Raw genomic sequence first — 24,804 nt, 5'->3', positions numbered from 1 at the left:
CAGGCGATGATGATGCAAGGTGCGTTGGGGTCCCCGCCTGTCAGCGCCGGCTTGACGGATCCTGCGATCCATTACTTTCGCCTTTTCCTCCGGAGGATTGCGTCGCATTGGTAGGTCCGGAGTCGAGTTGCGGAGCCGCTCGAAGGAACATGAAGCCAAACCTGTCCTACCAAGCCATGACGTCGGCCCTGCAGCGCGACCTTGGTCCAATCTCGGCCTGGACCTCCGTGTCGGAGGGCGAGGAATCGCAGGTCTTCGGCATCCGGCTGGCGAATGAAGACTTTATCCTGCGTATCAACCGGCTGGCCGAGAGCTTTCACAAGGATGCATTTTGCTATCGGCACTTCGCTTCCGCCAGCCTGCCGATCCCGCAAATTCTGTCGATCGGCGAGATCGACGGGCATGCTTATTGTGTTTCAAGGCGCGCCGCGGGCAAGACCCTGCAGGACCTTTCGCCAGCGGAACTGCCGGCGATCGTTGCCCGCGTCGACGAAGTCATGGACGCCATCGCGGAGGCGCCTGTGGACGCCACGGCAGGCTTCGGTCGTTTCGATGCCAACGGCGGTGGCGGACACGAAAGTTGGCACGACTTCCTCGCGGCCATCACCGATCCCCGACACCATGACTGGGCAGATCACGAACCGGCAGTCGACCGGAACTGGATCGAGCCGCATCTATGTCTGCTTCACGAACTCATTCCATCGTGCCCGGAGACCAGATGCCTGGTACATGGCGATTTCGGCTCGAACAATGTGCTGACCGATGGCTTTGCCATCACCGGCGTGATCGACTGGAGCGAGGCACTGTTGGGCGATCCGCTTTACGACGTCGCCAATGTCTTGTTCTGGCGCCCATGGCTCGCCTGCATGGAAGCCCAGGCGCGGTACTTCGAAAATCACCGCCTGGATCTGGTGGGCAATGTGCAGGCCCTGCGCTGCTATCAGCTGCGTATCGGGCTGCAGCAGGTCTCCGAGTGCGCCTCGGCCGGAGACATGGCAGACCTGCGCTGGGCGATGGCTCGGTGCGACGAGATAGCCTCAACCCCACCCGTCTAGTCCGCCTTAACCTGGCAGCGCTCAGCCGCTGCCCGGACAATCCGGGGTCGCGAACATCGCTCGCGCGACTGCCTGGCAATCTCACATACGCAACGTATGCGTATTGAAATGCCACGCCGCAATCTTACATACGCCTCGTATGTCAATCGACGCGGCCGTGTCCCGCATCTTCGCATCGGCACGGCGCGAGAAATCTGAGAAGGACAAAACATGGCAAAACGTGAACCGGTTTTCCCGGCTGAGCGGCATGCGCTCTACGAAGCCCACGGCTATTCGGCCGCAATCCGCTCCAGCGATCTCCTGTTCGTTTCAGGTCAGGTCGGCAGCCGCACCGACGGTTCCCCAGAGCCCGATTTCAAGCGCCAGGTCGAACTCGCCTTCGAAAACCTGCAGGCAACTTTGAAGGCCGGCGGCTGTACGTTCGATGACATCGTCGATGTCACCACCTTCCATACGGATCCGGAAAACCAGTTCGAGAACATCATGGCCGTCAAGAACCGGATCTTCGACAAGGCGCCCTACCCGAACTGGACCGCGCTCGGGGTCAACTGGCTTGCCGGTTTCGATTTCGAGATCAAGGTCATCGCGCGCATTCCCGCAAGCGCATAAAGCGAAAGCTGCAGCTCGACTTCGAACAGAATTCGCGCACGTTACAGGCAAACCGCTCCGGTCCACCGGAGCGGTTTTTTTTCAGGTCAAAGCTTCGCCCACAATCCTGACCCGCTTCGCCGCGTCAGGGTTTCTTGTCGTGACCTCGCAAAGATAGCCAAGGCTAAGTTATTGAAAATAATAAATTAAAACCCAAAGCACATTGACGACCGCACAGCCTTTTGATAATCGACGAGCCATCGGGGAGTAGCCACCGGAAACGGGGCCGCATCAACATACTCGCGTTCTCGCGTGGTGCGGCCGGCGCTTTTGGCGCTCGGCAAGACCGTGACGAAAGCTTTTCCTGGACAGGAAAGCCTTGCTCGTCCGGCCAACGTCCTAACTCCGGGATCAGCGATGTCACCCGTTTCTATTGCCGTGCTGGCTATCGGCATGTCTGTCGACGCCTTGATTGCCGCGCTGGGGCGCGGTGCCTCTCCCATTCGCCCGACATTGTCTCAAGCAGTTCGAACCGGACTTGTGTTCGGTGTCGTCGAAATGCTGACGCCCCTCATCGGCTGGGCGTTGGGTGTCGCCGCCAGTCAATACATCCAGGTGGTCGACCATTGGGTTGCTTTCATCCTGCTGGCGGCCGTTGGTGGCAGGATGACAATCCACGCCCTTTCACGAAAAGACGCTGCGCAGGAGGAAACAGGCAGCCCTTCAGCGTTTGGCCTGTTGGCGACCGCCGTGGGAACAAGCCTTGACGCCATGGCCGTCGGCGTCTCTTTGGCCTTTCTAAACGTCAATATCTTCGTGATTGCCGCGGCGATCGGCCTGGCAACCATGGTGATGTCGACAGGCGGCATGCTCGCTGGACGATATCTGGGCGCGCGCTTTGGCAGATATGCCGAAATCGTCGGCGGCGTCGCCCTGATCGGCCTTGGCGCAAAGATACTCTTCGACCATCTGCTGGCCGCGTGACTTGCCCTCACTATCGGGGTAATTGCCGTCTCGCTCGGTTCCACGCGACCTGGACGACCACACCACAGGTGTTGCCTGACTATGCAGTTTTCCTCCTACATCATCTGCGGCACGCCGCGCTCGGGCAGCACCTTGCTTTGCAGCATGCTGGCTGAAACCCGCGTCGCAGGACGCCCTCATTCGTACTTCCGGCAGCAGGATGTTGCGGAATGGGCCGAGGATTGGGGCATCGAGCCGGCATCGTCCCCGGACGACGTGCAATTCGACAAGGACTATGTCGCCGCGATGCGGCGGGTCGGCGCCGACGGTACAGGTACTTTCGGCCTTCGCCTGATGTGGGCGAGCGTCACCGACGCCTCCCGGCGACTGGACAACGTTGCCGGCGGCAAGGCGGACATAACGACCAGGCTGGAAGAAACTTTCGGGCCGTCACTCTACATCCATCTGTCGCGCCTGGATAAGGTTGCACAAGCCGTCTCGCTGATCCGCGCGCAACAGAGCGGTTTGTGGCATCGCAACAGCGATGGCACCGTGCTCGAGGGCGAAGAAACACCCCGGCCCGTCGCCTACGATGGGGACCAGATCGGCGGGGTCGTGCGTGGGCTGGAAGAAGACGACGCGTCCTGGGTCAATTTCTTCAAGCTGCGCGCCATCGAACCGCTGCGGCTGACATATGAGACAATGTCCGCCGACCCGCAGCTTGCCCTGTCGAACGTGCTGTCCGCGCTTGGCAGGGATCCCGAACTTGCCAGGACCATCAGGGCTGGAACAGCCAGGCTGGCAGACGCGACAAGCAGTGAGTGGGTTGCAAGATACGGACGGGAGACGGGACGAACCGCCTAGATTGCTTTTTCGCTTTCAGCCTTCCGCGGAAGGGGCTTATTCTCCCCTCTCCTTCCTCAGCTTCGACCAATACTCCAGGCGCTTCCTGATCTCGCGTTCGAAGCCACGCTCCGGCGGGTCGTAGAATGTCTGCCGCCCCATCTTTTCCGGGAAATAGTCCTGGCCTGAAAAGGCGTCCGGCTCGTCGTGATCATAACGGTAACCGGTGCCGTAGCTTTCTTCCTTCATCAGCTTGGTAGGCGCGTTGAGGATGTGCTTGGGGGGCAGCAGCGAGCCATTTTCCTTCGCCGCCCGCGTCGCCGCCTTGAAAGCGTTGTAGACGGCGTTCGATTTCGGCGCGGTAGCGAGATAGACGCATGCCTGCGCGAACGCCAGTTCACCTTCCGGTGAGCCGAGATAGTCATACGCATCCTTCGCCGCGTTGGCGATGACGAGTGCCTGCGGATCAGCCAGACCGATGTCCTCGACAGCCATGCGCACCAGCCGGCGGCCGAGATACAGCGGATCCTCGCCGGCATCGAACATGCGTGACAGGTAATAGAGCGCGGCATCGGGGTCGGAGCCCCGGACGGATTTGTGCAGCGCCGAGATCAGATTGTAGTGGCCATCCTGGCCCTTGTCGTAGATCGGCGCACGACGCTGCACCACGCCCTGCAGCCCGGCGGCATCGAAAACTTCGCCCGGCTTGGCCGCGCGCCATACTTCCTCGGCGAGCGTCAGCGACGCGCGGCCGTCGCCGTCGGCCATGCGCACAAGCGCCTCCCTCGCCTCCTCATCGAGCGGCAGCGGCTTGCCTTCCGTCTCCTCCGCCCGCTCCAGCAGCTTGGCGATGCTGGCTTCGCCGAGCGACTGGAACACCAGAACGCGCGCGCGGGACAAAAGAGCCGCGTTCAGTTCGAAGGACGGGTTTTCGGTGGTGGCTCCGACCAGAATGACGGTGCCGTCTTCCATCACCGGCAGGAAACTGTCCTGCTGCGCTCGATTGAAGCGGTGGATCTCGTCGACGAAGAGGAGGGTCTGGCGCCCGTTGGAGCGACGCAGGCGGGCGGTCTCGAACACCTTCTTGAGGTCCGCCACGCCGGAGAAGATCGCCGAGATCTGTTCGAATGCCAGGCTGGTTTCGCCGGCGAGCAGCCTGGCCACCGTCGTCTTGCCGGTGCCCGGTGGTCCCCAGAAGATCATCGAGCCCAGCGAGCCCGACGCGATCATGCGCGAGAGCGCGCCGTCCGGCCCGGTCAGGTGCTCCTGACCGACAACTTCGGCAAGCGTCTTCGGACGCAACCGGTCGGCCAATGGCCTGCCGGGTGGCGCCTTTTCAACTTCATCGCTTCCGAACAGGTCGGCCATGTGGCAATTTCAGGCGTGTTTCCACGCTCCCAGAGGGGTCGTTGGGCCTAATAACGTAGGACTTGCCGCAGCGTCTGCCCACCCCGCTCCACCGTAAAGCGCCACCAGCGCGTGCTTTGCAGTGCAGCTTCTTCCAGCCGTTTGGCGGAATCGATGGTGATCCCATTCACCTCACGCACGATGTCGCCCGGCTGGAAACCGAAATCCGAAGCTGGCGAGGCGCTGGCAATGTCGACAAGAACCACGCCCTTGGCATCACTGCGCAAACCAAGCCGCTGTGCGAGGCGCGGCGAAAGATCCGCCACCCTGGCGCCCGCGAACGGGCTACGGCCACGCAGGAGTATCTGCTGCGTGGTGAGACCTTCCGGCGCGCGCTCAAGCGCAATCGCGATCTGCTGCTGCTGGCCCTTGGTGAGAACGCCGAACGTGGCATTCGAGCCGATCGTCAGCGTCGCCATGCGATAGTCGAGCGCCTCGATGCCTTCGATCACTGCGCCATTCAGCGTCTGGACGACGTCGCCGGGCTTCAGGCCGGCCTTGGCGGCCGGACCACCATCGGCGACGGAAGAGACGAGCGCGCCACCCACCTTCTCTATGCCCAGCGATTCAGCAATCTGTGGTGTCACTGCCTCGAACTCCGCGCCGATATAGGGGCGCTCGAAGAAGTCGCTGCCAGCCTTGGCGGCTTCCGCAAAGGCGCGCACCATGTTGGCGGGAATGGCGAAGCCGATGCCGATGGAACCGCCGCTGCGGCTGTAGATGGCTGTGTTGATGCCGACCAGCTGGCCACCCATGTTGATCAGCGCGCCGCCCGAATTGCCGGGATTGATGGCCGCATCGGTCTGGATGAAGTAGCCGGAATCCGAGATGCCGATATGGCTGCGCGCGAGCGCCGAAACGATACCGGACGTCGTGGTCTGGCCAACGCCGAACGGGTTGCCGATGGCCAGCACGAGGTCGCCGACCTCAAGCGCATCGGAATCGCCGATCGGAACGACCGGGAAAGGCTTGTCCGCAGAAATCTTCAGCACCGCGAGATCGAGCGTCTCGTCCTTCAACATCACCTTGGAGGTGAATTCGCGCCCGTCCGAGGTGGCGACCTTGACCTCGTCGGCGTTCTTGATGACATGGAAGTTGGTGACGACGATACCGCTTGGATCAACCAGAACGCCGGAGCCCAGCGAGGACTGCGCACGCGGCACGGAGCGGCCGAAGAACTCTTCGAAGAAGGGATCGCCATCGAACGGCGACCGCACCCTGGCGGTCTGCGAGGCATAGACGTTGACCACGGCGGGCGCGGTCTGCTTGACCAGCGGCGCGAAGGAGAGCTGCACCTCCTCCCGACCGAACGGAACGCGCTTGTCAGGGCCACCGGTCGAATTCTCGCCTTCGACGCCGTGCAGCAGGTCCGTCAGCACATCGGACAGGCCTGGTTCGCTCTTGGCCGGCGGCTGCTGCGCATTCTCCTGCGCCAGCGAGTTGCCATGCCCGAAAGCCAGCGACAGCGCCGTGAAGGCCGAAAACAGAATGAGGGACAGCCTGTTAGGACGCATACCGAATCCTCCGAACGAATTGCGCGCCATTGTCGCGATGAATGTGCAAAATGAAAGGCCGGATCGGTATTTCCGATCTTTTGTCGAATTGGGACCGGCAGAAACTTAGGTCGATCCGTCTGCCGGAAACGATAAACCCGCCGGGCGCGCCTCAAGGGACACCCGGCGGGTTTTGTCTAGCCCGACAATCAGCCGAGATAAGGATAAAGCGGGAAGCGCTCGGTCAGCGATACCACCTTGGCCTTGACCGCAGCCTCGACGGCCGCATTGCCCTCATCGGAATTGGCCACCTTGAGGCCGTCCAGCACTTCGGCGATCAGCTTGCCGATTTCGCGGAATTCTGCCTGGCCGAAACCGCGTGTCGTGCCGGCCGGAGTGCCGAGACGCACACCCGACGTGACGAACGGCTTTTCCGGATCGAACGGGATACCGTTCTTGTTGCAGGTGATGTTGGCGCGGCCAAGGGCAGCCTCGGCGCGTTTGCCGGTAGCATTCTTCGGCCGCAAATCGACCAGCATTAGATGGTTGTCGGTGCCGTTGGAAACGATGTCGAGACCGGTCTCCTTCAGGCTATCGGCCAGCACCTTGGCATTGGCAACGACGTTCTGGGCATAGATCTTGAAGTCCGGCTTCAGCGCCTCGCCGAATGCCACCGCCTTGGCGGCGATGACATGCATCAGCGGGCCACCCTGCAGGCCGGGGAAGACCGCCGAATTGATCTTCTTGGCGATGTCCTCGTCGTTGGTCAGCACCATGCCGCCGCGCGGGCCACGCAGCGACTTGTGGGTGGTGGTGGTCACCACATGCGCATGCGGCAGCGGGCTTGGATGCACGCCGCCGGCGACAAGGCCGGCGATATGAGCCATGTCGACCATCAGGTAGGCGCCGATCGAATCGGCGATCTCGCGGAAACGCTTCCAGTCCCAGACACGGGAATAGGCGGTGCCGCCGGCAAGGATCAGCTTGGGCTTGTGCTGCTGGGCGAGCTTCTCGATCTCTTCCATGTCGAGCAGATGATCGTCCTTGCGCACACCGTAGGAGACGACCTTGAACCACTTGCCGCTCATGTTGACGGGCGAGCCGTGGGTGAGATGACCACCGGAATTGAGGTCGAGGCCCATGAAGGTATCGCCCGGCTGTAGCAGCGCCAGGAACACCGCCTGGTTCATCTGGCTGCCGGAATTCGGCTGGACGTTGGCGAACTTGCAGTCGAACAGCTTCTTGGCACGCTCGATGGCAAGTTCTTCAGCCACATCGACGAACTGGCAGCCGCCGTAATAGCGCTTGCCCGGATAACCCTCGGCATATTTGTTGGTCATGATCGAGCCCTGCGCCTCGAGGACGGCGCGCGAGACGATGTTCTCGGAGGCGATCAGCTCGATCTCATGACGTTGGCGACCAAGCTCGTTGCGGATGGAGCCGAAGATCTCAGGATCGACCTCCGCGAGCGGTGTTCCAAAGAAGGATTCGAGGGAGTTCGAAACGGCCGCTGCTGTTGCCATGGACTGGGATCCTCACTGTCCGGAAAAGTCACGGCGCCATTAACACAGTTGTCCCGGCGCTGCCACGTTTACACTGCGAAATCCTCTGGCCGGATCGCGCCGTTTTCTTGAACCCTCCGGCCGGACAAACCAGGCGGGTCAATCAACACCGGTTCCTCTTGCCATTCGCACGATCTGATTGCAAAATGCAATCAGATCGGAGACAAAGATGGCCACGATGATCTTCGGCATGCTGACATCCCTGGACGGCTACATCACCGGACCGGAAGGAGGCCCGGAGTTGCCGGTGCCGGAAGCGCCGCTGCACCGATACTTCAACCGGCTGATGCACGACACACGGGTCAGCGTCTGCGGCCGCAAACTCTATCAGGCGATGCGCTACTGGGACAGCGATCAGGCCGACTGGCCAGACGAGGCACGGGAGTTCGCGACGGCATGGCAGGCAACACCCAAATTCGTCTGTTCCACGACGCTGCGTGACGTTGGGCCGAATGCAACGCTGATCAACGAAGATGTCGCCGGAACGCTCAAGCACCTCAAGGCTGAAACCGAAGGCATCATTGATGTCGGCGGCGCTGAACTCGCGGCCAGCCTGGATGGACTGGATCTGATCGACGAGTACCACCTTTATGTTAATCCCGTGGTGCTTGGTGGCGGCAAGCCGTTCTTCGCCGGCAAGACGCCGAAACTCCGGTTCATCGGGCAGCGGATCCTGCCGCAGGATGTCGTGCTTCTGCGCTATGCAGCGGCATAATTGGTCCGCAGTCGGCTTGCATCGACATGCAGCCGCGTTTATCTATGCCCTGCAACCGTCGAGAAGAAAGGAGGGCTGCGTGTTCAGACATGATCAACATCGTCAGCGTGGCCCGATCCAGGCCCTGCAAATGCGTTTGCAGGGCTGACCAACGAGACGATCGCACTTAAGCATCTCTATCTGGTCTGCCCCAAGGGGTAGCGCGACATCGGCGACACGCCGACTTGTCCGCTCATCGTTACAATGACGAGCCAACGCAATCCGGCACACTGCCAGGCATCGGACATGCCTGGCATCCGGCGAGGCTCGCGACAGACCAGAGAAAAACAATGGCACTGATCAATCTCAAGGCACTCGGCGTCACGCTCGGCGCACGCCTGTTCTCCAATCTCGACCTTTCCGTGGAAGCTGGCGACCGGATCGGTATCGTCGCGGCGAACGGCAGAGGCAAGTCGACGCTGCTGCGCACCATTGCGGGCACATTCGAATCAACTGACGGCGATATCACCAAAGCGCGTGGCCTCACCATCGGCCACGTCGAACAGGACATGGCCCCCACACTGCTTACCCTGCCTTTCCACGAAGCCGTGCGCCAGGCCTTGCCGTCGGAGCAGGCGGAAAGCGAAAGCTGGCGTGCCGACGTGGTGCTGGAGACCTTCGAGGTGCCTGATGACCTGCGCGGCCGGCCGCTCGGTGCGCTGAGTGGTGGCTGGCAGCGCCTTGCCCTGCTGGCGCGCGTGTGGGTCAATGATCCCGATGCCTTGCTGCTCGACGAGCCCACCAATCACCTCGACCTCGCCCGCATACGCTGGCTGGAAGACTGGCTGAACAGCCTGCCGCAGAGCATCCCGCTGATCGTGGCCAGCCACGACCGTGCCTTCCTCGATGCCGTCACCAACCGCACGCTGTTCCTGCGCGCGGACCAGAGCCAGACCTTTGCCCTGCCCTATTCGAGGGCGCGGGTGGCGCTGGACGAGATCGACGCCTCGCAGGAGCGGCAATATCAGCGGGACATGAAGGCAGCACAGCAACTTCGTCGTCAGGCTGCCAAGTTGAACAACATCGGCATCAATTCCGGCAGCGACCTGCTCGTCATCAAGACCAAGCAGCTGAAGGACCGGGCCGAGCGACTGGAGGATGCGGCACGCCCGGCGCACCAGGAACGCTCGGCCGGCGCCATCCGCCTGGCAAACCGCGGCACCCATGCCAGGCAGTTGGTGACGCTGGACGATGCCGAAGTGACAACGCCCGACGGAACGTTGTTGTTCAGGACCGGCAAGCGCTGGATCTGCCAGGGCGACCGCATCGTGCTGCTTGGCCGCAATGGCTCGGGCAAATCACGACTGGTCGGCATGCTGCGCGACGCTATTTCGGGGAGCGACGGTGGCCAGTCCGGTATTCGTGCCACGCCATCGCTGGCGCTTGGGCATGTCGACCAGGCGCTTGCCGATCTCGGCAATACCGACACGCCCATGGCTGCGATCGGTCGCCGCTTTGAATTCGGCGATCAGCGGCTTCGATCGTTGCTGGCGGGTGCCGGCGTCGGCATCGATATGCAGGAGCGGCCGATCGGCCGGCTTTCCGGGGGGCAGAAAGCCAGGCTGGCGATGCTGGTGCTGAGGTTGACCAATCCCAACTTCTACCTGCTCGACGAACCGACCAACCACCTCGACATAGAGGGCCAGGAGGCGTTGGAAACCGAACTGATGGCGCATGAGGCAAGCTGCCTGCTGGTCTCGCATGACCGCAGCTTCGTGCGCACGGTCGGCAACAGATTCTGGCAGATCGAAAATCGCAAGCTGATCGAAGTCGATGGACCGGAGCATTTCTTCGCAACCGTGTCCGGGGATGACTGAAGCTGATGGCCGGCGCTTTTACTTCCTGGCGCCTGCCTTCCTTGCTGCCGGTTTTTTTGCGTTTGTGCGCTTGTTCACCTGCTTGCGCGAATTCAGCGCCTGGTTGAGCATGACCTCTCCGATCACCGCACGCATGGTCGTGTCGTCGATCTTGCGCGCCCGCAAAAGGCCGAGCAAGGCAGCTTGCTCGGCCGCGAAAGCAGCATCGAGCATCGACTGGAGTGCGGGCTGTATGTCCTTGACGGTCGTATCTTCTTCCTCGCCGGCGACAATGCGTTGCCGATAGGCGGGAATGAGTTGCTGGGCGGCGGCCAGACGTGCCTCATAAAGTGAGGGCGTGGCTTGCGCCTCATCCACCATCTGCTCAATGCGGGCAATCGCCGCTTCGGCTGCGACCTGGCGTGCCATCCGCTCCTCGATGGCGCTCTCCTCTTCCTCGTCCAGCGGAATGCCGCGTGCCACGATCGGCAGCGCCACGCTGGCCAGTACGAGCGAACAGATGATGACGCCAGCGGCGATGAAAACGACGAGATCGCGTGCCGGAAAAGGAGGCCCATTCTCGGAGATGACGAGCGGAAGCGACAGAATGCCGGCAAGAGTGATCGCGCCGCGCACGCCGGCCAGCGTCATGACCACCCGCAACCGCGTGGTGAGCCTGAATGTTTCGCGCCCCCGCCAGCGCTCGATGATGCCTCGAGCCGCCGACCCGAAGACAATCCAGGCAAAACGTATGGCAAGCAGGATGAGCGTCAGCGTCATCACGGCAAGCACCGGCTCCCAGAAGCTGCCGTAGAGCGACAATTCCGGAGGAACATTCCGGATAATCGTCGGCAACTGCAGGCCAAGCAGCAGGAAGATGACACCGTTGAAGGTGAACGAGAGCATCTCGATCAGCGCCATGTTCTGCATGCGCGCGGGAAACGACAGGGAGCCGAACAAACCGGCGCGAGCAATGTAGAGACCGGCCGTCACCGCCGCCAGAATTCCGGAAAGATGAAACTTTTCCGCCAGCAGATAGGCCGCGAAAGGCAGGAGGATCAGGATGACCACTTCCACCTCCGGCCGCACGTCGCCAATCTTGGCCACGATGCGCAGCACCTTGGCCACCGCCCAAAGGGTTGCAAACCCCGCCAATGCGCCGCCCGCTGCGACCAGCACGAAGGTCAAGGCCGTTTCACCGAGCGAGAATTGCCCGGTCAGAGCTGCCGCGACGGCAAATCGCAACACGACAAGGCCGGATGCATCGTTGAGCAGCGACTCGCCTTCGAGGATATGGCGGACACGGGCCGGAACAAGATCGCGACCGACAATGGAAGACACCGCGACGGCATCCGTCGGCGACAGCACGGCAGCAAGCGCGAAGGCAACCGGCAGCGGCACCTGCGGCAGCAGCCAATTCAGTGCGTACCCGAAAACCACGACCGTGAAGAAGACGAGCCCGAAGGCCAGACCGAAGATGCGCGGTGCCAATGCGGCAAACTCGCGCTTCGGCAGCATGATGCCGTCGATGAACAGAAGCGGCGGCACGAAGACGAGAAGAAACAGCTCCGGTTCGAGTTCGACGCGCAAGCCGTCGATCGGCCATGCCAGAAAGACACCCAAACCAATCTGGATGATTGGCAAAGGCAGTGGCAGGAAGCGTACCAGCACGCCGGATGCGGCCACCAGCACCAGAAGCAGCAGGATCAGCGTCGCGACGGCCAAGTATTTCTCCAACAGTGACCCGCCCGACCTAAACCGTTTGGTCTGGCTAGGAAAGCATCGGGAACAGCGACGTCAACCTTTCTCATCCTATCGGCGCGGGTTCAAAACAGTTTTTCCCTTTTTGTCCAATGCCTTGAACCCATATTGTGATTCAAGATTCCAACTCCCGCCGCCGCTGCCTCTCAGGCCTGACCTTTCCTGAAGGTGCGGACATGATCCACCAGCGCCCGCAGCTTCAGCGGCTGACGATGACGCCGGGGGAAATAAAGATGGAAACCGGCAAAAGGCGGGCAATAGCTCTCCAGAAGCGGCACCAGTTCCCCCCTGGCGAAATAGGGTTCGAAGGTCTCCACCATGCCGAAAGTGATGCCTGCCCCAGCGCAGGCCATGCGGATCATCATGCCCATGTCGTTGGTGGTCATGGCCGGATCGACCGCCAGCTCGAAATCGCGGTCGTGTTCGGTGAATTCCCAGCGATATGGTGCCGTGTCCGGCCGCGGTCGCCAGCCGATGCAGACATGATCCGTCAGATCGCGCGGGTAAAGTGGCGTGCCGCGCCTCGAAAGGTAGGTGGGCGAAGCGACCGCGCACTGCCGCTGTTCTGCGGAAACCGGCACGGCGACCATGTCCTGCTCGATCACCTCGCCCAGTCTGACACCAGCATCGTAGCCTTCCGCGACGATATCGAATTCCTCGTCCGTGATGGTGATGTCCAGCTTCACCTCCGGATATTGCGCAAGGAACCCTGCCAGCAAGGGCCCTGATATGAAACGCTCGGCAATCGAGGACACTGTAACCTTCAGCAGGCCGGAAGGGCGTGTCTGCGTTTCACGGACCGCCTGCACTGCCTCGGTTATGTCCTGCGCCGACGGCCGGACCATGTCGTAGAACATCTCGCCGGCTTCCGTCAGGCTGACACTTCGCGTGGTCCGCTGCACCAGTGCGGTGCCGATCCGGTCCTCCAGCCGTTGCAATGCCTGGCTCACGGCTGAGCGGGTAACGCCAAGGCGCTCGCCCGCGAGCCGGAAGTTGCGAGCTTCCGCCACGGCCAGGAACACCGAAATGCCTTCGAAATCGTCCGCCATTGGTTAAAATCACTAACCAACGCGTCTTCGATTGGCAAGTCGATCGTGCCAATCGATGCTCCTATGTTCCCCCTGCCAGCCAAGTCGTACGCAATGCCGCGTGGCGCAAGGCTGGACCGGAGATCGAACAATGACGGTGAGCAGCAAAAGACACGTCCTGCCCTGCCTGATCCTGGCCATGCTTTCGGCAACGCCGGCTCCGGCATCGGAAAGCGTCACCAATTCCAACATCCTCAAGGAGCGGGAGATGACACAGCATCCCTATGTCGGCATGTGGTCGACCGATGACGGCAGGGTCCGCCACGAACTCTTGCCTGATGGCCGCTACGACGAAGCGCGCGGCAGCAGGCAAAACGCCTACCAGGGCCGTTACGAAGTGACCGGCACCCATATCGAATACTGGGACGACACCGGCTTCACCGCCGATGGCGACTTCGTCGACGAAAACACCCTTCACCACGGCGGCATGATCCTGCGCCGCCAATGAATACCGGAGATGCACCCGCTCTCGACTGAAAGGAACTCACCATGACGATGACCAATCCTGTATGGTTCATCACCGGAGCCTCCTCCGGTCTCGGCCAGGCACTTGCCGAAGCCGTTCTGGAACGCGGCTGGCGTGCCGCCATAACATCACGCAATTCCAATGCTTTGAATGCTTTGGCCTCCAAATATGGTGAACGCGCGCTCGCCCTGCAGCTCGACGTCACCGACAACGCTTCCATCGAGCGGGCCGTTTCAGCGGCGGAGGCAGAGTTCGGCGCCATCGACGTGCTCGTCAACAACGCTGGCTACGGCTATCTGGCTGCAATCGAGGAAGGCGACGATCGCGAGATCCGCGATCAATTCGAGACGAATGTCTTCGGTCTCGTCGCCGTCACCAAGCGCGTGTTGCCTGGCATGCGCGCCCGTCGCCGGGGGCATATCTTCAACGTCTCGTCGCTCGGCGGTCTCGTGGCCTTTGCCGCCACCGGCTACTACCACGCCACGAAATTCGCCGTGGAGGCACTTTCGGAATCGCTTTCGCAAGAGGTGAAACCACTCGGCATCACGGTGACAATCATCGAACCGGGCGCCTTCCGTACCGATTGGGCCGGCCGTTCGATGGTCGAATCGGGGACCATCATCGACGACTATGCGGAAACGGCGGGAAAGCGCCGTGAGGCAACCCGCAGGGCATCAGGCCGCCAGCCGGGCGACCCCGCACGGGCAGCCAAGGCGATCATCTCGGCATTTGAAGCCGATGAAGCACCGCTGCGGCTGCTGCTCGGTGCTGCGGCCCTGACCATCGCGCGCCAGCGGCTCGATGCGTTGCGGCAGAACTTCGATGCCTGGGCCGAGACGACGCTCAGCGCTGATTTTCCCGATTGATCCCCGCCACCCGCAAGAATTGCCCAGACCATGGAGATGTCTGCATGAACGGAATTGAAGGAAAGGTCGTCGCCATCACCGGCGCCAGCAGCGGCATCGGCGAGGCAACGGCAAGAGTTCTCGCTGCCGGCGGCGCGCATGTCGTCATTGGCGCGCGCCGGATGGACAGGTTGCAAAACCTCGGCGACGAGATAACCGCTGCCGGTGGTTCCGTCCGCAGCCGCCGGCTCGACGTTACCGAATGTGCCGATGTCGAAGCCTTTGCACGCTATGCGCAAGAGCAATTCGGCAGGCTCGATGTCATCGTCAACAACGCCGGCATCATGCCCTTGTCTCCGCTCGCGGAACTCAAGGTGGACGAGTGGGACAGGATGGTGGACGTCAACATCAAAGGCGTGCTCTACGGCATCGCAGCCGCCCTGCCCTTGATGAACGCGCAGGGCCATGGCCAGATCATCAACCTGTCGTTGATCGGCGGCCACAGCGTTTCGCCGACAGCCGCCGTCTATTGCGCCACGAAATTCGCCGTCGGGGCCATTTCAGATGGGCTGCGGCAGGAAACCGACCGTATCCGCGTCACAGTCATTTCGCCGGGCACCACCACCTCGGAGCTGGCCGACACCATCACGGACGCCAGGGCACGCGAAGCCATGAAAGCCTGGCGTGCCATCACCATCAGTGCCGAAGCCGTCGCCAACGCCATCGCCTATGCGATCAGCCAACCGGCCGACGTCGATGTCAGCGAGATCATCATTCGACCAACGGCAAGTCCGCATTGACTGAAGATGGCGCGCCAGAGAGGTCTCTTCACTGCTCCTGGACCGTTGCCGTGCTCATTGGCCGGCCACGGGTCACAAATGCCACGGCGATCGCAGCCAGGGTCAGCCCTCCCGCCACAGCGAATGTGATCCGCATGCCGGCGGCGATGGTCTCGGGATGCGCGACCGATCCGTCGACCGTGCCCGAGACAAAGGCAAACAAGGCGCCCATGACCGATGCCCCGGTGATCAGCCCGAGATTGCGGGACAGGCTCAACATACCCGAGACGACACCACGCCGATCCGGACCGACGTCCATCATCACGCTGGTATTGTTGGCTGCCTGGAACAGCTGATAGCCGGGGGTCAGAACGGCAATGCCCACGACATAGCCGGCGACACCAAAGCTGGTCGGAATCACGACGAGAACCAGCGCGCCGATCGTCATCAAGGCGAGGCCACCGGTGACCACGACCGAGGCACTCAACCGGTCGACGATCCGGCCGGCCGGAATGCCCGTCAGGGCAGAGATCACAGGACCAACCGACATCACCATACCGACGGCAGCCGCATTCAATCCCAGAGCACGGGCAAGATAGAACGGCCCGACCACGAAGGTGACCATCATGACGGTGGAAACCAGGGCGTTCATCGCCAGGCTCCCGCTCAGGGAGGCATCGCGGAATTCAGACAGTCGGATCAATGGTGAAGCCACCCTCGCCTCGACCATGACGAACAGCCCCGCTCCGAGAACGGCGGCGACGAGCAACGCCATATTCGGCCAGCCCATATGCGCGCCACCCACCGTGGTGGCGAGTGCGTAGGCCGCTAGCGTAAGGCCAAGCAGCAGCGTACCGAGACCATCAAAGCCGCCGCCCTTTCCAGTCGCCTTGGAGGCCGGCAGGAAGCGGCAGGCCAGGAGAAGATTCAGCGCAGCGAGCGGCACCATCACCAGAAAGATCGCCCGCCAGCTAGCAGCGGTCAGCAGAACCCCGCCCAGCGAAGGACCAAGCGCCGTCCCGATTGCCGACATCGTGCCCAGCAATCCCATCGCACTTCCGGTCCTGTCCTTGGCGACCGTATCGCGGACAAAGGCAATGGTGAGTGCCATCAGGACTGCAGCGCCAAGTCCCTGCAAGGCGCGCGCCCCGATCAGCAGCCAGAGCGAAGAAACGACGCCGCACAGGCCTGAGGCGAGCGCAAACAGCGAAATACCGCCAATCAGCATGCGTCGATGTCCTATGAGATCGCCGAGCCGCCCCACCGAGACGATGGTGATCGTCACCGCCAGCAGATAAGCCAGTACAACCCATTGCACGCGCTGGAACGGCGCATCGAACGCCTCCGCCAGTGATGGCAACGCGACATTGGCGATGCTGATGCCAAGCGATGAAAGCAGCATCGACAGCGCCAGGCTGATCAGCGCCCAGCGGCCCGTGCCATCGCGGGCCTGTTCTGTGGTTGCGTCACCTTGGCTGACGTTCGATTGCATGATCTCTGCCTCTGCCGATTGAAACCTGGACAGACAGGTAGCGTCGCCTGAAACATGGCGGAAGGCGCACCATTTGCACTTTATTCGTGCATGTAACGCCTCATCAAAACAGGAAACATGCGCTATGCTCGGCGGATGCGACACCCGGACCTCAACCTGCTGATCACCCTCGACGTGCTGCTTGCGGAAGGCAGCGTTGCCCGCGCCGCCAGAAGGCTGCGGCTCAGCCCTTCCGCGATGAGCCGCGCGCTGGCGCGGTTGCGTGAAACAACGGGCGACCCCCTGCTGGTTCGGGCCGGTCGCGGCCTTGTCCCCACACCGCGCGCGCTTGAACTGCGCCAGCACGTCAGCCGTATCGTCGAGGAAGCCGAAGCTATGCTGCGCCCTGCTGAAAAGCTGGACCTCACCAGGCTCACACGGACATTCACCATGAGGAATTCCGACGGTTTTGTCGAAAACTTCGGGCCGGCCCTGCTTGCACGCATAGTCCAGGAGGCACCCGGTGTGCGGATGCGTTTCGTACCGAAACCGGACAAGGACAGCACACCGCTGCGCGACGGCAGTGTAGATCTGGAAACCGGCGTGATCGGAACCACCACCGGACCGGAGATCCGGGCGCAGACCCTGTTTCGAGACCATTTCGTCGGCGTCGTGCGGGCCGGGCATCCCTTGTGCGAGGGCATCGTCACGCCCGAACGCTATGCCGCAGGACATCATGTTCTCGTCTCGCGTCGAAATCTCGACAAGGGACCGATCGATGACGCGCTGGAAACCCTCGGATTGCAACGACAGATCGCGACAACCGTCAGCGGCTTCCTGGAAGCGTTGGTCTTTGCGCGGGCAACAGGCCTCATCGCCAGCGTTCCTGAACGCTACACCGGCCACCTCAGGGATGGCATGTTCCGCTTCGCGCTCCCCCTTGCCTTGCCGGAAATCACCATCTCGCTCTTATGGCATCCACGGCTCGATGCCGATCCAGCGCATCGCTGGCTGCGCAGTTGCGTGCGCGACGTCTGTGCCGAAAACATCAAAGCCACCGGCGTTGCCGCCGGTGGCTTTGAGGGTATCTGACTTGCCTGCTTCTTAGAGAGAAGAGGTGATCTGCAGTTCGTCGACGCCATCGCGGCGATAGATATCGTCGCGGAACTGTACGACGCCCGGGCCTGTCGACCAGGCCGAAACATAGGTGAAGTAGACGGGAACCGGATTGGTGACCGCGACCGGGGTGTTGTTGCCCGTCTTGATGGTTTCCTCGAAATGCTGGCGGTTCCAGCCCGGGGTATCGCGCAGGATCCAGGTGACAAGGTCGCGCACATTCTGCACGCGCACGCAGCCCGACGAATCAAAGCGCATCAGCTTGCCGAACAGGCTCTGCTGCGGCGTGTCATGCATGTAGACGCCGTCCGGGCTCGGGAAATTGATCTTGACCGAGGCCATTGCGTTGCCGGTGCCCGGATCCTGGCGGAAACGGTACTTGACGGCATCTTCCGTCGACCAGTCGACAGTGGTCGGGTCGACTTCGGTTCCATCCGGAGCCAGCAGGCGGATATGGCTGTCCTTGAGGTAGTTCGGGTTCTTGCGCATCAACGGAATGATGTCCTTGCGGACGATCGACACCGGCGCATTCCAATAGGGATTGACGATGATCTCGTTGATCTTCGAATTGACGATCGGCGTCTGGCGGTCGATCTTGCCGACAATCGCCGTATGGCGCAGCACGACACGGTCTCCCTCTACAGCTTCGATCTGCGCGGCCGGGATGTTGACCATCACGTAGCGGTTGCCAAGGAAGCCGCCCATGGCGCGCAGACGCACCAAGTTGGTTTCGAGCTGACCGAGCCGCACCTGCGCCGAAATGTTCATCGCAGCGAAGGTGTATTTGCCGGTGACCCCGTCGGCCGGCAGGCCATGGCGGGTCTGGAAACGCTTCAACGCGGCATCGACGTAGGAATCGAAGGACTCCGACAGGCCGGCATTCTGCGGCAGGTCGCCGGACACCATCAGCCGCTTGCGCAGCGGCACGACGTCGGCATCGGAAACGCCGAGCTGGAGCTTCTTGGTCGCGGGCACCTGCGGCCAGCCACCCTGAGCGACGATGTCACGATACTGGCCGATGGCCTGCTCGGTGTAGGTCACGGTTTGTGGGCTGAAGATCGGCAGCGTCGAGGCGACCTTGCCACCTTGCGTGGCGCGGGCATCGAAGGTGTCGTCCCAACCACCCTGCCCTGACGCCTTCAGGATACCATCCACGGCGTCCTGGGCACTGGCGGCGCCGGCGGCAAAAGCCACGGCAAGCGCGGAAGCTCCGGTGAGAAACAGGCGGCGGCTGGTGTTCATGGGCGTTCCAGACTTGTTCAACTATTCGACGATCGGCCAGCGGGCCCGGTTGGCGGCCCGCACTCTATGGTTGCCATCCTTAACATTTAGCCAACCATATCTCGCATCTCGCTGCCGGAAAACGCACATTCGCGAGAGCGGACAAGCCAGCCAGATCGACTGCACCGTCCTGTTTCTCGCTTTCACCGGAATATGGCGGCAATTAGGCGCAACACCCGCGCTTTAGACCTACGTCGTACGAAAGAAAGGGCCAGTGCCTTTTCAGCACCGGCCCAGTCCGGAGATTTAGAGCATTTTGTAGCCAAGTGGAAACACTTGGCGTTACAACAATGCGGCCGAAACAAAACTCGGAGCGTTTCCGCGTTTCCGTGAAAAACGGAAACGCTCTAGATCTCCTCCTCCCCGCTCTTCGGCGTGGTATTCCCGCCCGCGACGCAGACGTCGCGGCAGCTCCGCCGGCAGGCCGGCAGCGAGCGCGAACCACCCGCTTACATGCGATAGGCGATTGTGTCGTTCCAGAAGCGGTCGAGGCGCTGCAGGGCGCGGTTCATCTGCTTGAACTCGTCCTGGTTGATGCCGCCGACGTGCTCGATCGAGCCGATATGGCGCTCATAGAGACCGGCAACCACCTCAGCCACCTCATTGCCCTTGTCCGTCAGGCTGACGCGGACCGAACGACGGTCGATGCGCGAACGCTGATGGTTGATGAAGCCAAGGTCGACGAGCTTCTTCAGGTTGTAGGATACGTTCGAGCCGAGATAGTAGCCACGCGAGCGCAGTTCACCGGCGGTCAGCTCTGCATTGCCGATGTTGAACAGCAGCAGAGCCTGGACAGCATTGATGTCAGAACGGCCATTACGGTCGAACTCATCCTTGATTACGTCCAGCAAACGCCGATGAAGACGTTCAACCAGCTGAAGGGATTCCATGTAAAGCGTGCGGATGGACTCGCGGCGTTCATCGATAACATTGGCGGTCTTCGCCACAGGACGCGAATTGATCATTGTCTTTGCCTCTCGTTTGTCGCCCGGTGATTTTTTGTTTTTTGTCACCTTGATCGCGACACTATCGAATACCTATAAAATTCGACTTAAACGCCAGGGCTAACAAGAGCTTACCGGTAAGAGGTTTCGAGAGAGGGTTAATGAAAACCCTGCCGAGGGAAGAAAATTAACCTAAAGATTTAGCGAACAGCCAAAGGGCCTAAAATCAGGCACGCTGGCGGCGGCGCTGCAAATGCACGACTAGCCGCAGCGCTATGTAGATCAAAGCCACGGCGGCATGTGCCGCGACGATCGGCCAGCGCTCACCGAAGAGCTGTGGGAAGCCCACATACATGATCGTTTCGGTCAGGGCACAGATGACCCAGATGACAGGCCCCCAGGAGGCCAGCATCCAAAGCCCTGCGGCGGCAAAGGGAAAGAACACCGCCAGGGTCGCCGCGGCGAGTTGCCAATGCACCGGCATCAGGTCGAAACGCCATAGCGGTCCCGGATAAAAGCCGATGAGGCGGACCCAGTAGAGCACGCCGAACAACAGGCAGTAGACGGCAACGATACGCTGGAACCACTCGAAGATGAGTTCTGTCGTCGAGGGCTCCAGAACCAGGCGGCTTTGTGCGGCGTCGTTCACAGCGCCAGTTCCTGCTCGCCGAGCGACGCGAAATAGGGTTCGACATCACCAGGCGTAACGGCACCCAGCCCTTCTGGTCGCCACTTCGGCTGACGATCCTTGTCAACGATCGCCGCCCGGATGCCTTCGTAGAAGTCGTGGCCCTGCAGCATCCGCACCAGGATGCGGAACTCCATGCGCATGCAGTCATCCATCGACAGGAAGCGACCAGCGCTGATCTGGCGAAAGGCAACATTGAGGCTGGTTGGTGAACGCTGTGCGAGGGTAGCCAGCGTCCTGGAGGCAAATTCGTCGCCGACGGCTTCCAGACTGGCGATGATCTCCGCCAAGCTGCCCTTGGAAAAATGCCGCCTGATCGCCTCGAGCACCGGCTGCGTCGTTTCGGCTGCCGTGCGCACGGTATAGCTGCTTAGCGCCGCGTCGACATCTCCGGTCTCGGTCAGATGCCGGATGATCGCGGCCTGGTCTGCGGCCTTGACCGCATGGGTGGCCAGCCCCGACCACAGTGCGTCGCCATAACGGATGCGTTCTCCCGTCAGCGCGAGATACACCCCGAAACTGCCCTCGAGCCCCGGCAGCAGATGACTGCCACCAACGTCTGGAAAGAAGCCGATGCCGACCTCCGGCATCGCGAATTGAGCGTTTTCGGTGAGCACCCGGTGCGAGCCGTGAAATGAGAGACCGACACCACCGCCCATGACGATGCCATCGATCAGCGATACATAGGGCTTCGAAAAGCGGGGAATACGGGCGTTCAGCCTGTACTCATCGGCAAAGAACTCCACAGGTGGCCTGCCGGCCTTGCCGCCCTCATAGACCGCCATGATGTCGCCACCAGCGGAAAACGCCCTGCCCTCTCCGGTCAGGAGTACGAGATCGATCGACGGATCGGTTTCCCATGCGTCCAGCGCCCGCGAAAGCGCGTTGATCATGCGGTGCGTGATGGCGTTCAGCGCCTGTGGACGGGTCATGGTTACGACGCCGGCCCGGCCCTTCCTTTCGAAGCGGATTTCCTCGCCGCCGCCAAAGTCCATTGCCATAGAATCCTCATCCATATGCACTGGAAGTGCTAAGCGCCCCCCTCCGGCGCGTCAATGCCGGCCGCCTTACTCGACCGACGCTGTCGCAAACCGCGTCGGAACGGGCTGCGACCATCCGCGCAGCTGCTGGCACAACCATGCTGCATTGGTCGCCCCGACCAGCCCGTGCTAAAAACCGGCAATTGGAGTTTTGGCCATGAACAAATTCACCCCCACAAAACCAGCCGGTGCCCGCAACGTCGACGAGATCACCGGCTCGCGCCGCCTGCGTCGCATGCGCAAGGCAGACTGGTCGCGCCGTCTGGTGCAGGAAAACCGCCTGACCGTCGACGACCTGATCTGGCCGATCTTCCTGACCGGCGGAACGAATATACGCGAGCCGATCGATGCGATGCCGGACGTATTTCGCCTCAGCGTCGACCAGGCCGTTCGTGAAGCCGAGCGCGCTGCCAAGCTTGGCATCCCGGCGATTGCGACCTTTCCGAACATCGAGGCAGGACGCAAGGATGAGGCCGGCTCTCACATTCTCGATCCCGACAATCTGATCAATGCCGCGACGCGCGCCATCAAGGCTGCGGTTCCACACATCGGCATCATTACCGACGTCGCGCTCGACCCCTTCACCAGCCATGGCCATGACGGAATCCTGCGCGACGGCATCATCGTCAACGACGAGACGGTCGAGCAGGTTGCTGCCGCAGCCGTGCTGCAGGCCGCAGCCGGCGCCGACATCATCGCCCCGTCCGACATGATGGATGGCCGGATCGGTGCCATCCGTGACGCGCTGGATGCCAATGGCTTCCAGGACATCGCCATCATGTCCTACGCGACCAAATTCGCCTCCGCCTTCTATGGTCCCTATCGCGAGGCGATCGGCACGCAAGGACTGCTGAAAGGCGACAAGAAAACCTATTACATCGATCATGCAAACAGCGACGAAGCCGTACGGGAAGCCGAACAGGATCTTGCCGAAGGCGCAGACATGCTGATGGTCAAGCCTGGCCTGCCCTATCTCGACATCATCCGTCGCCTTAAGGACGAGTTCGCCATGCCGACTTTCGCCTACCAGGTGTCGGGTGAATACGCGATGATCAAGGCAGCCGCCGCCAATGGCTGGATCGACGGCGAAAAGGTGATGCTGGAATCGCTGCTGGCCTTCAAGCGCGCCGGCTGCGACGGCATCCTCACCTATTTCGCGCCACGGGTGGCCGAGATCCTGAAAGGGTGAGCTGAAGCGCATGGTATTGCGGTGGGCAGCCAGGACGATCGACGCCTTCTCGCTGACCGGACTGGCCCTCGCGACGCTGTTCTTCTGTGCCTCGCTCACACCAAGCCTCATTCCGCGTGACAGCATCACCCAAGGCATCCTGTCCGGTCTGAGTTTCTCTTGCGGTTATGGCGTCGGCATCGCGCTGCGTGCACTCTGGACCTACATGGAGTTGCCCCGCACGGATCGACGTCGGCTGGTTTCCGCGTCGCGCGTCATCATTCTCGCCTGCCTGGCTGCTGCTGTCATTTTCCTGATCCAGGCGTCCGGCTGGCAGGATTCCATCCGCATCCTGATGGGCATGGAACCAGCGAACAAGGTCGGCCCCTTCGAGGTTGCGGCGATCGCACTGGCGACCTTCGCGGTCGTCATCCTGGTCGCCCGGCTTCTCGCCCGCGTCTTCCGGACCGTTGCGAAGCGCTTGCGCCCTCATGTGCCACGGCGTGTCGCCGGGGTCATTGGACTGGTCGTCACCGCGCTTCTGTTCTGGTCTCTGGTGGATGGCGTGCTGTTGCGTTTCGCGATCCGCGCAATGGACTCGTCCTATCGGGAACTGGACCAGATCATTGATGCCGAGATCAAGCCGCCAACGGACCCCCGCAAGACCGGCAGTGCGGCATCGCTGATCAATTGGCAGGGGCTTGGCAAGATGGGGCGCAGCTACATCGCGTCCGCGCCGACCGGCAATGAAATTGCCTCCCAGACCAGCCCGGACGCCAAGGAACCCATTCGTGTCTACGCCGGCCTGAATTCCGCCAAAACAGCAAAGGGCCGGGCGAGACTGGCGCTCGACGAACTGGTGCGCGTTGGCGGCTTCGAACGTTCGGCGCTCATCATCATAACGCCAACGGGGACGGGCTGGGTGGATCCTGCCGGAATCGACCCGGTCGAATATCTCCATCATGGCGATATCGCGAGCGTCGCCATCCAGTATTCCTATCTGCCGAGCTGGCTCTCATTGCTTGTCGAGCCGGGTTACGGCTCGGAAGCTTCGCGGGCGCTCTTCACCGAGGTCTATGGATACTGGAAGGAATTGCCGAAAGATCGGCGCCCGAAACTTTATCTTTATGGCCTCAGTCTCGGCGCGATGAACTCCGATCTGTCGAGCGACATCTATGATGTCATCGCCGACCCATACCAGGGCGCGGTGTGGGCAGGTCCTCCCTTCCCCAGCCGGACCTGGAAAACTGTCACCGCAGGCCGCATCGCCGGCTCGCCGGCATGGCTGCCGCGTTTCCGGGACGGCTCGGTCATACGTTTCACCAGCCAGCACGATGCGCTGGGTCTCGATGGCGCGCCTTGGGGGCCGATAAGGGTCGTCTATCTGCAATACGCCAGCGACCCGATCGTGTTTTTCGACCCCCATGCAGCCTACAGCAAACCGGACTGGATGAAGGGTGAACGCGGGCCGGATGTCTCGCTGCGCTTCCGCTGGTTCCCGATCGTCACGCTGCTGCAGCTGACCGTCGACATCGGGCTCGGCACGACCACACCGATGGGCTACGGGCATGTCTACGCGCCTGAGCATTATATCGATGCGTGGATTGCGGTTACTCAGCCGCCCGGATGGACGGCCGAGAAGGTCGAAGCACTGAAAGCCTTCTTTGTCGCTCAGCGCAAGGCTGGATGACCGGCC

General features: G+C 61.7%; 22 protein-coding genes and 1 riboswitch. Of the genes, 12 read left to right on the top strand and 10 right to left on the bottom strand.

Features of this window, described 5'->3' with window-relative positions; translation table 11 throughout:
* The first annotated feature begins 149 nt into the window (after window positions 1-149).
* The 4 genes from ACFJIU_RS08940 (at window position 150) to ACFJIU_RS08925 (ending at window position 3,470) form a co-directional block, all read left to right on the top strand.
* Window positions 150-1,055 carry a phosphotransferase family protein gene (locus ACFJIU_RS08940; RefSeq protein WP_379070135.1) on the top strand — a complete coding sequence of 302 codons (906 nt, stop codon included), beginning with the start codon at window positions 150-152 and terminating at the stop codon, window positions 1,053-1,055.
* Between the two features lie 210 nt (window positions 1,056-1,265).
* Window positions 1,266-1,664, top strand: coding sequence for a RidA family protein (locus ACFJIU_RS08935; protein WP_379070132.1), 399 nt, complete (start codon window positions 1,266-1,268; stop codon window positions 1,662-1,664).
* Window positions 1,665-1,893: 229 nt separating this feature from the next.
* A riboswitch (yybP-ykoY riboswitch) is annotated at window positions 1,894-2,120 on the top strand.
* Complete coding sequence (locus ACFJIU_RS08930) at window positions 2,097-2,627, top strand: manganese efflux pump MntP family protein (RefSeq protein ID WP_379070129.1); 531 nt, start codon at window positions 2,097-2,099, stop codon at window positions 2,625-2,627. It overlaps the preceding riboswitch by 24 nt.
* Window positions 2,628-2,708: 81 nt before the next feature.
* Window positions 2,709-3,470, top strand: coding sequence for a Stf0 family sulfotransferase (locus ACFJIU_RS08925; protein WP_379070126.1), 762 nt, complete (start codon window positions 2,709-2,711; stop codon window positions 3,468-3,470).
* A gap of 36 nt (window positions 3,471-3,506) precedes the next feature.
* On the opposite strand, the gene ACFJIU_RS08920 is transcribed toward ACFJIU_RS08925, so the two are convergent.
* From ACFJIU_RS08920 to glyA, 3 genes are all read right to left on the bottom strand, one after another.
* Window positions 3,507-4,817 (bottom strand): replication-associated recombination protein A, encoded by a 1,311-nt coding sequence (locus tag ACFJIU_RS08920; protein WP_379070123.1) that lies wholly within the window; start codon window positions 4,815-4,817, stop codon window positions 3,507-3,509.
* 47 nt (window positions 4,818-4,864) lie between these two features.
* On the bottom strand, window positions 4,865-6,370 hold the full coding sequence (locus ACFJIU_RS08915; RefSeq protein WP_379070120.1) for a DegQ family serine endoprotease: 1,506 nt from the start codon (window positions 6,368-6,370) through the stop codon (window positions 4,865-4,867).
* Between the two features lie 188 nt (window positions 6,371-6,558).
* On the bottom strand, window positions 6,559-7,872 hold the full coding sequence (gene glyA, locus ACFJIU_RS08910; protein ID WP_379070117.1) for a serine hydroxymethyltransferase: 1,314 nt from the start codon (window positions 7,870-7,872) through the stop codon (window positions 6,559-6,561).
* A gap of 208 nt (window positions 7,873-8,080) precedes the next feature.
* On the opposite strand from glyA, the gene ACFJIU_RS08905 reads away from it, so the two are divergent.
* Entirely contained in the window at window positions 8,081-8,626 is a 546-nt protein-coding gene (locus ACFJIU_RS08905; protein WP_379070113.1) for a dihydrofolate reductase family protein, read from the top strand.
* 329 nt (window positions 8,627-8,955) lie between these two features.
* Window positions 8,956-10,482 carry an ABC-F family ATP-binding cassette domain-containing protein gene (locus ACFJIU_RS08900; RefSeq protein ID WP_379070110.1) on the top strand — a complete coding sequence of 509 codons (1,527 nt, stop codon included), beginning with the start codon at window positions 8,956-8,958 and terminating at the stop codon, window positions 10,480-10,482.
* 18 nt (window positions 10,483-10,500) lie between these two features.
* Here the strand turns inward: ACFJIU_RS08900 and ACFJIU_RS08895 are convergent, their stop codons facing one another.
* Both ACFJIU_RS08895 and ACFJIU_RS08890 read right to left on the bottom strand, forming a co-directional pair.
* Window positions 10,501-12,186, bottom strand: a complete 1,686-nt coding sequence (locus ACFJIU_RS08895; RefSeq protein ID WP_379070108.1) for a Na+/H+ antiporter — start codon at window positions 12,184-12,186, stop codon at window positions 10,501-10,503.
* Between the two features lie 182 nt (window positions 12,187-12,368).
* A complete protein-coding gene (locus ACFJIU_RS08890) occupies window positions 12,369-13,271 on the bottom strand; it encodes a LysR family transcriptional regulator (RefSeq protein ID WP_379070106.1) in 903 nt (300 codons plus the stop codon).
* A 130-nt stretch (window positions 13,272-13,401) separates the two neighbouring features.
* On the opposite strand from ACFJIU_RS08890, the gene ACFJIU_RS08885 reads away from it, so the two are divergent.
* Genes ACFJIU_RS08885 through ACFJIU_RS08875 form a run of 3 tightly spaced genes read left to right on the top strand, consistent with a single transcriptional unit; the run spans window position 13,402 to window position 15,421 of the window.
* Window positions 13,402-13,758, top strand: coding sequence for an Atu4866 domain-containing protein (locus tag ACFJIU_RS08885; protein WP_379070103.1), 357 nt, complete (start codon window positions 13,402-13,404; stop codon window positions 13,756-13,758).
* 41 nt (window positions 13,759-13,799) lie between these two features.
* Entirely contained in the window at window positions 13,800-14,642 is an 843-nt protein-coding gene (locus ACFJIU_RS08880; protein WP_379070100.1) for an oxidoreductase, read from the top strand.
* 44 nt (window positions 14,643-14,686) lie between these two features.
* Window positions 14,687-15,421: an SDR family oxidoreductase gene (locus ACFJIU_RS08875; protein ID WP_379070097.1), complete on the top strand. Its 735-nt coding sequence runs from the start codon at window positions 14,687-14,689 to the stop codon at window positions 15,419-15,421.
* A gap of 28 nt (window positions 15,422-15,449) precedes the next feature.
* On the opposite strand, the gene ACFJIU_RS08870 is transcribed toward ACFJIU_RS08875, so the two are convergent.
* Window positions 15,450-16,892, bottom strand: coding sequence for an MFS transporter (locus ACFJIU_RS08870; protein ID WP_379070094.1), 1,443 nt, complete (start codon window positions 16,890-16,892; stop codon window positions 15,450-15,452).
* Window positions 16,893-17,027: 135 nt separating this feature from the next.
* On the opposite strand from ACFJIU_RS08870, the gene ACFJIU_RS08865 reads away from it, so the two are divergent.
* Window positions 17,028-17,963, top strand: a complete 936-nt coding sequence (locus tag ACFJIU_RS08865) for a LysR family transcriptional regulator (protein ID WP_379073020.1) — start codon at window positions 17,028-17,030, stop codon at window positions 17,961-17,963.
* A gap of 12 nt (window positions 17,964-17,975) precedes the next feature.
* On the opposite strand, the gene ACFJIU_RS08860 is transcribed toward ACFJIU_RS08865, so the two are convergent.
* From ACFJIU_RS08860 to ACFJIU_RS08845, 4 genes are all read right to left on the bottom strand, one after another.
* Window positions 17,976-19,229, bottom strand: coding sequence for a murein L,D-transpeptidase (locus tag ACFJIU_RS08860; protein WP_379070091.1), 1,254 nt, complete (start codon window positions 19,227-19,229; stop codon window positions 17,976-17,978).
* Between the two features lie 488 nt (window positions 19,230-19,717).
* Window positions 19,718-20,233 (bottom strand): transcriptional regulator LdtR, encoded by a 516-nt coding sequence (gene ldtR, locus ACFJIU_RS08855; protein ID WP_054311167.1) that lies wholly within the window; start codon window positions 20,231-20,233, stop codon window positions 19,718-19,720.
* A gap of 205 nt (window positions 20,234-20,438) precedes the next feature.
* The gene (locus ACFJIU_RS08850) at window positions 20,439-20,861 is read right to left on the bottom strand and encodes a DUF6163 family protein (RefSeq protein WP_379070087.1); all 423 of its coding nucleotides are present in this window, start codon (window positions 20,859-20,861) and stop codon (window positions 20,439-20,441) included.
* Window positions 20,858-21,895 (bottom strand): enoyl-CoA hydratase/isomerase family protein, encoded by a 1,038-nt coding sequence (locus ACFJIU_RS08845; RefSeq protein ID WP_379073019.1) that lies wholly within the window; start codon window positions 21,893-21,895, stop codon window positions 20,858-20,860. Before ACFJIU_RS08845 ends, ACFJIU_RS08850 begins: the two co-directional genes overlap by 4 nt.
* Before the next feature lie 202 nt (window positions 21,896-22,097).
* Here ACFJIU_RS08845 and hemB point away from each other — a divergent pair, with 202 nt between their 5' ends.
* Both hemB and ACFJIU_RS08835 read left to right on the top strand, forming a co-directional pair.
* Window positions 22,098-23,129, top strand: a complete 1,032-nt coding sequence (gene hemB / locus ACFJIU_RS08840) for a porphobilinogen synthase (protein WP_379070084.1) — start codon at window positions 22,098-22,100, stop codon at window positions 23,127-23,129.
* Between the two features lie 10 nt (window positions 23,130-23,139).
* Window positions 23,140-24,798 carry an alpha/beta hydrolase gene (locus ACFJIU_RS08835; RefSeq protein WP_379070081.1) on the top strand — a complete coding sequence of 553 codons (1,659 nt, stop codon included), beginning with the start codon at window positions 23,140-23,142 and terminating at the stop codon, window positions 24,796-24,798.
* The last annotated feature ends 6 nt before the right edge of the window (window positions 24,799-24,804 follow it).

The sequence above is a fragment of the Mesorhizobium sp. UC74_2 genome (genome assembly GCF_042701485.1).
GTDB lineage: Bacteria > Pseudomonadota > Alphaproteobacteria > Rhizobiales > Rhizobiaceae > Mesorhizobium.
Note: the sequence above shows the minus strand (reverse complement) of the source record. Positions and strands in the feature narration are given on the sequence as shown.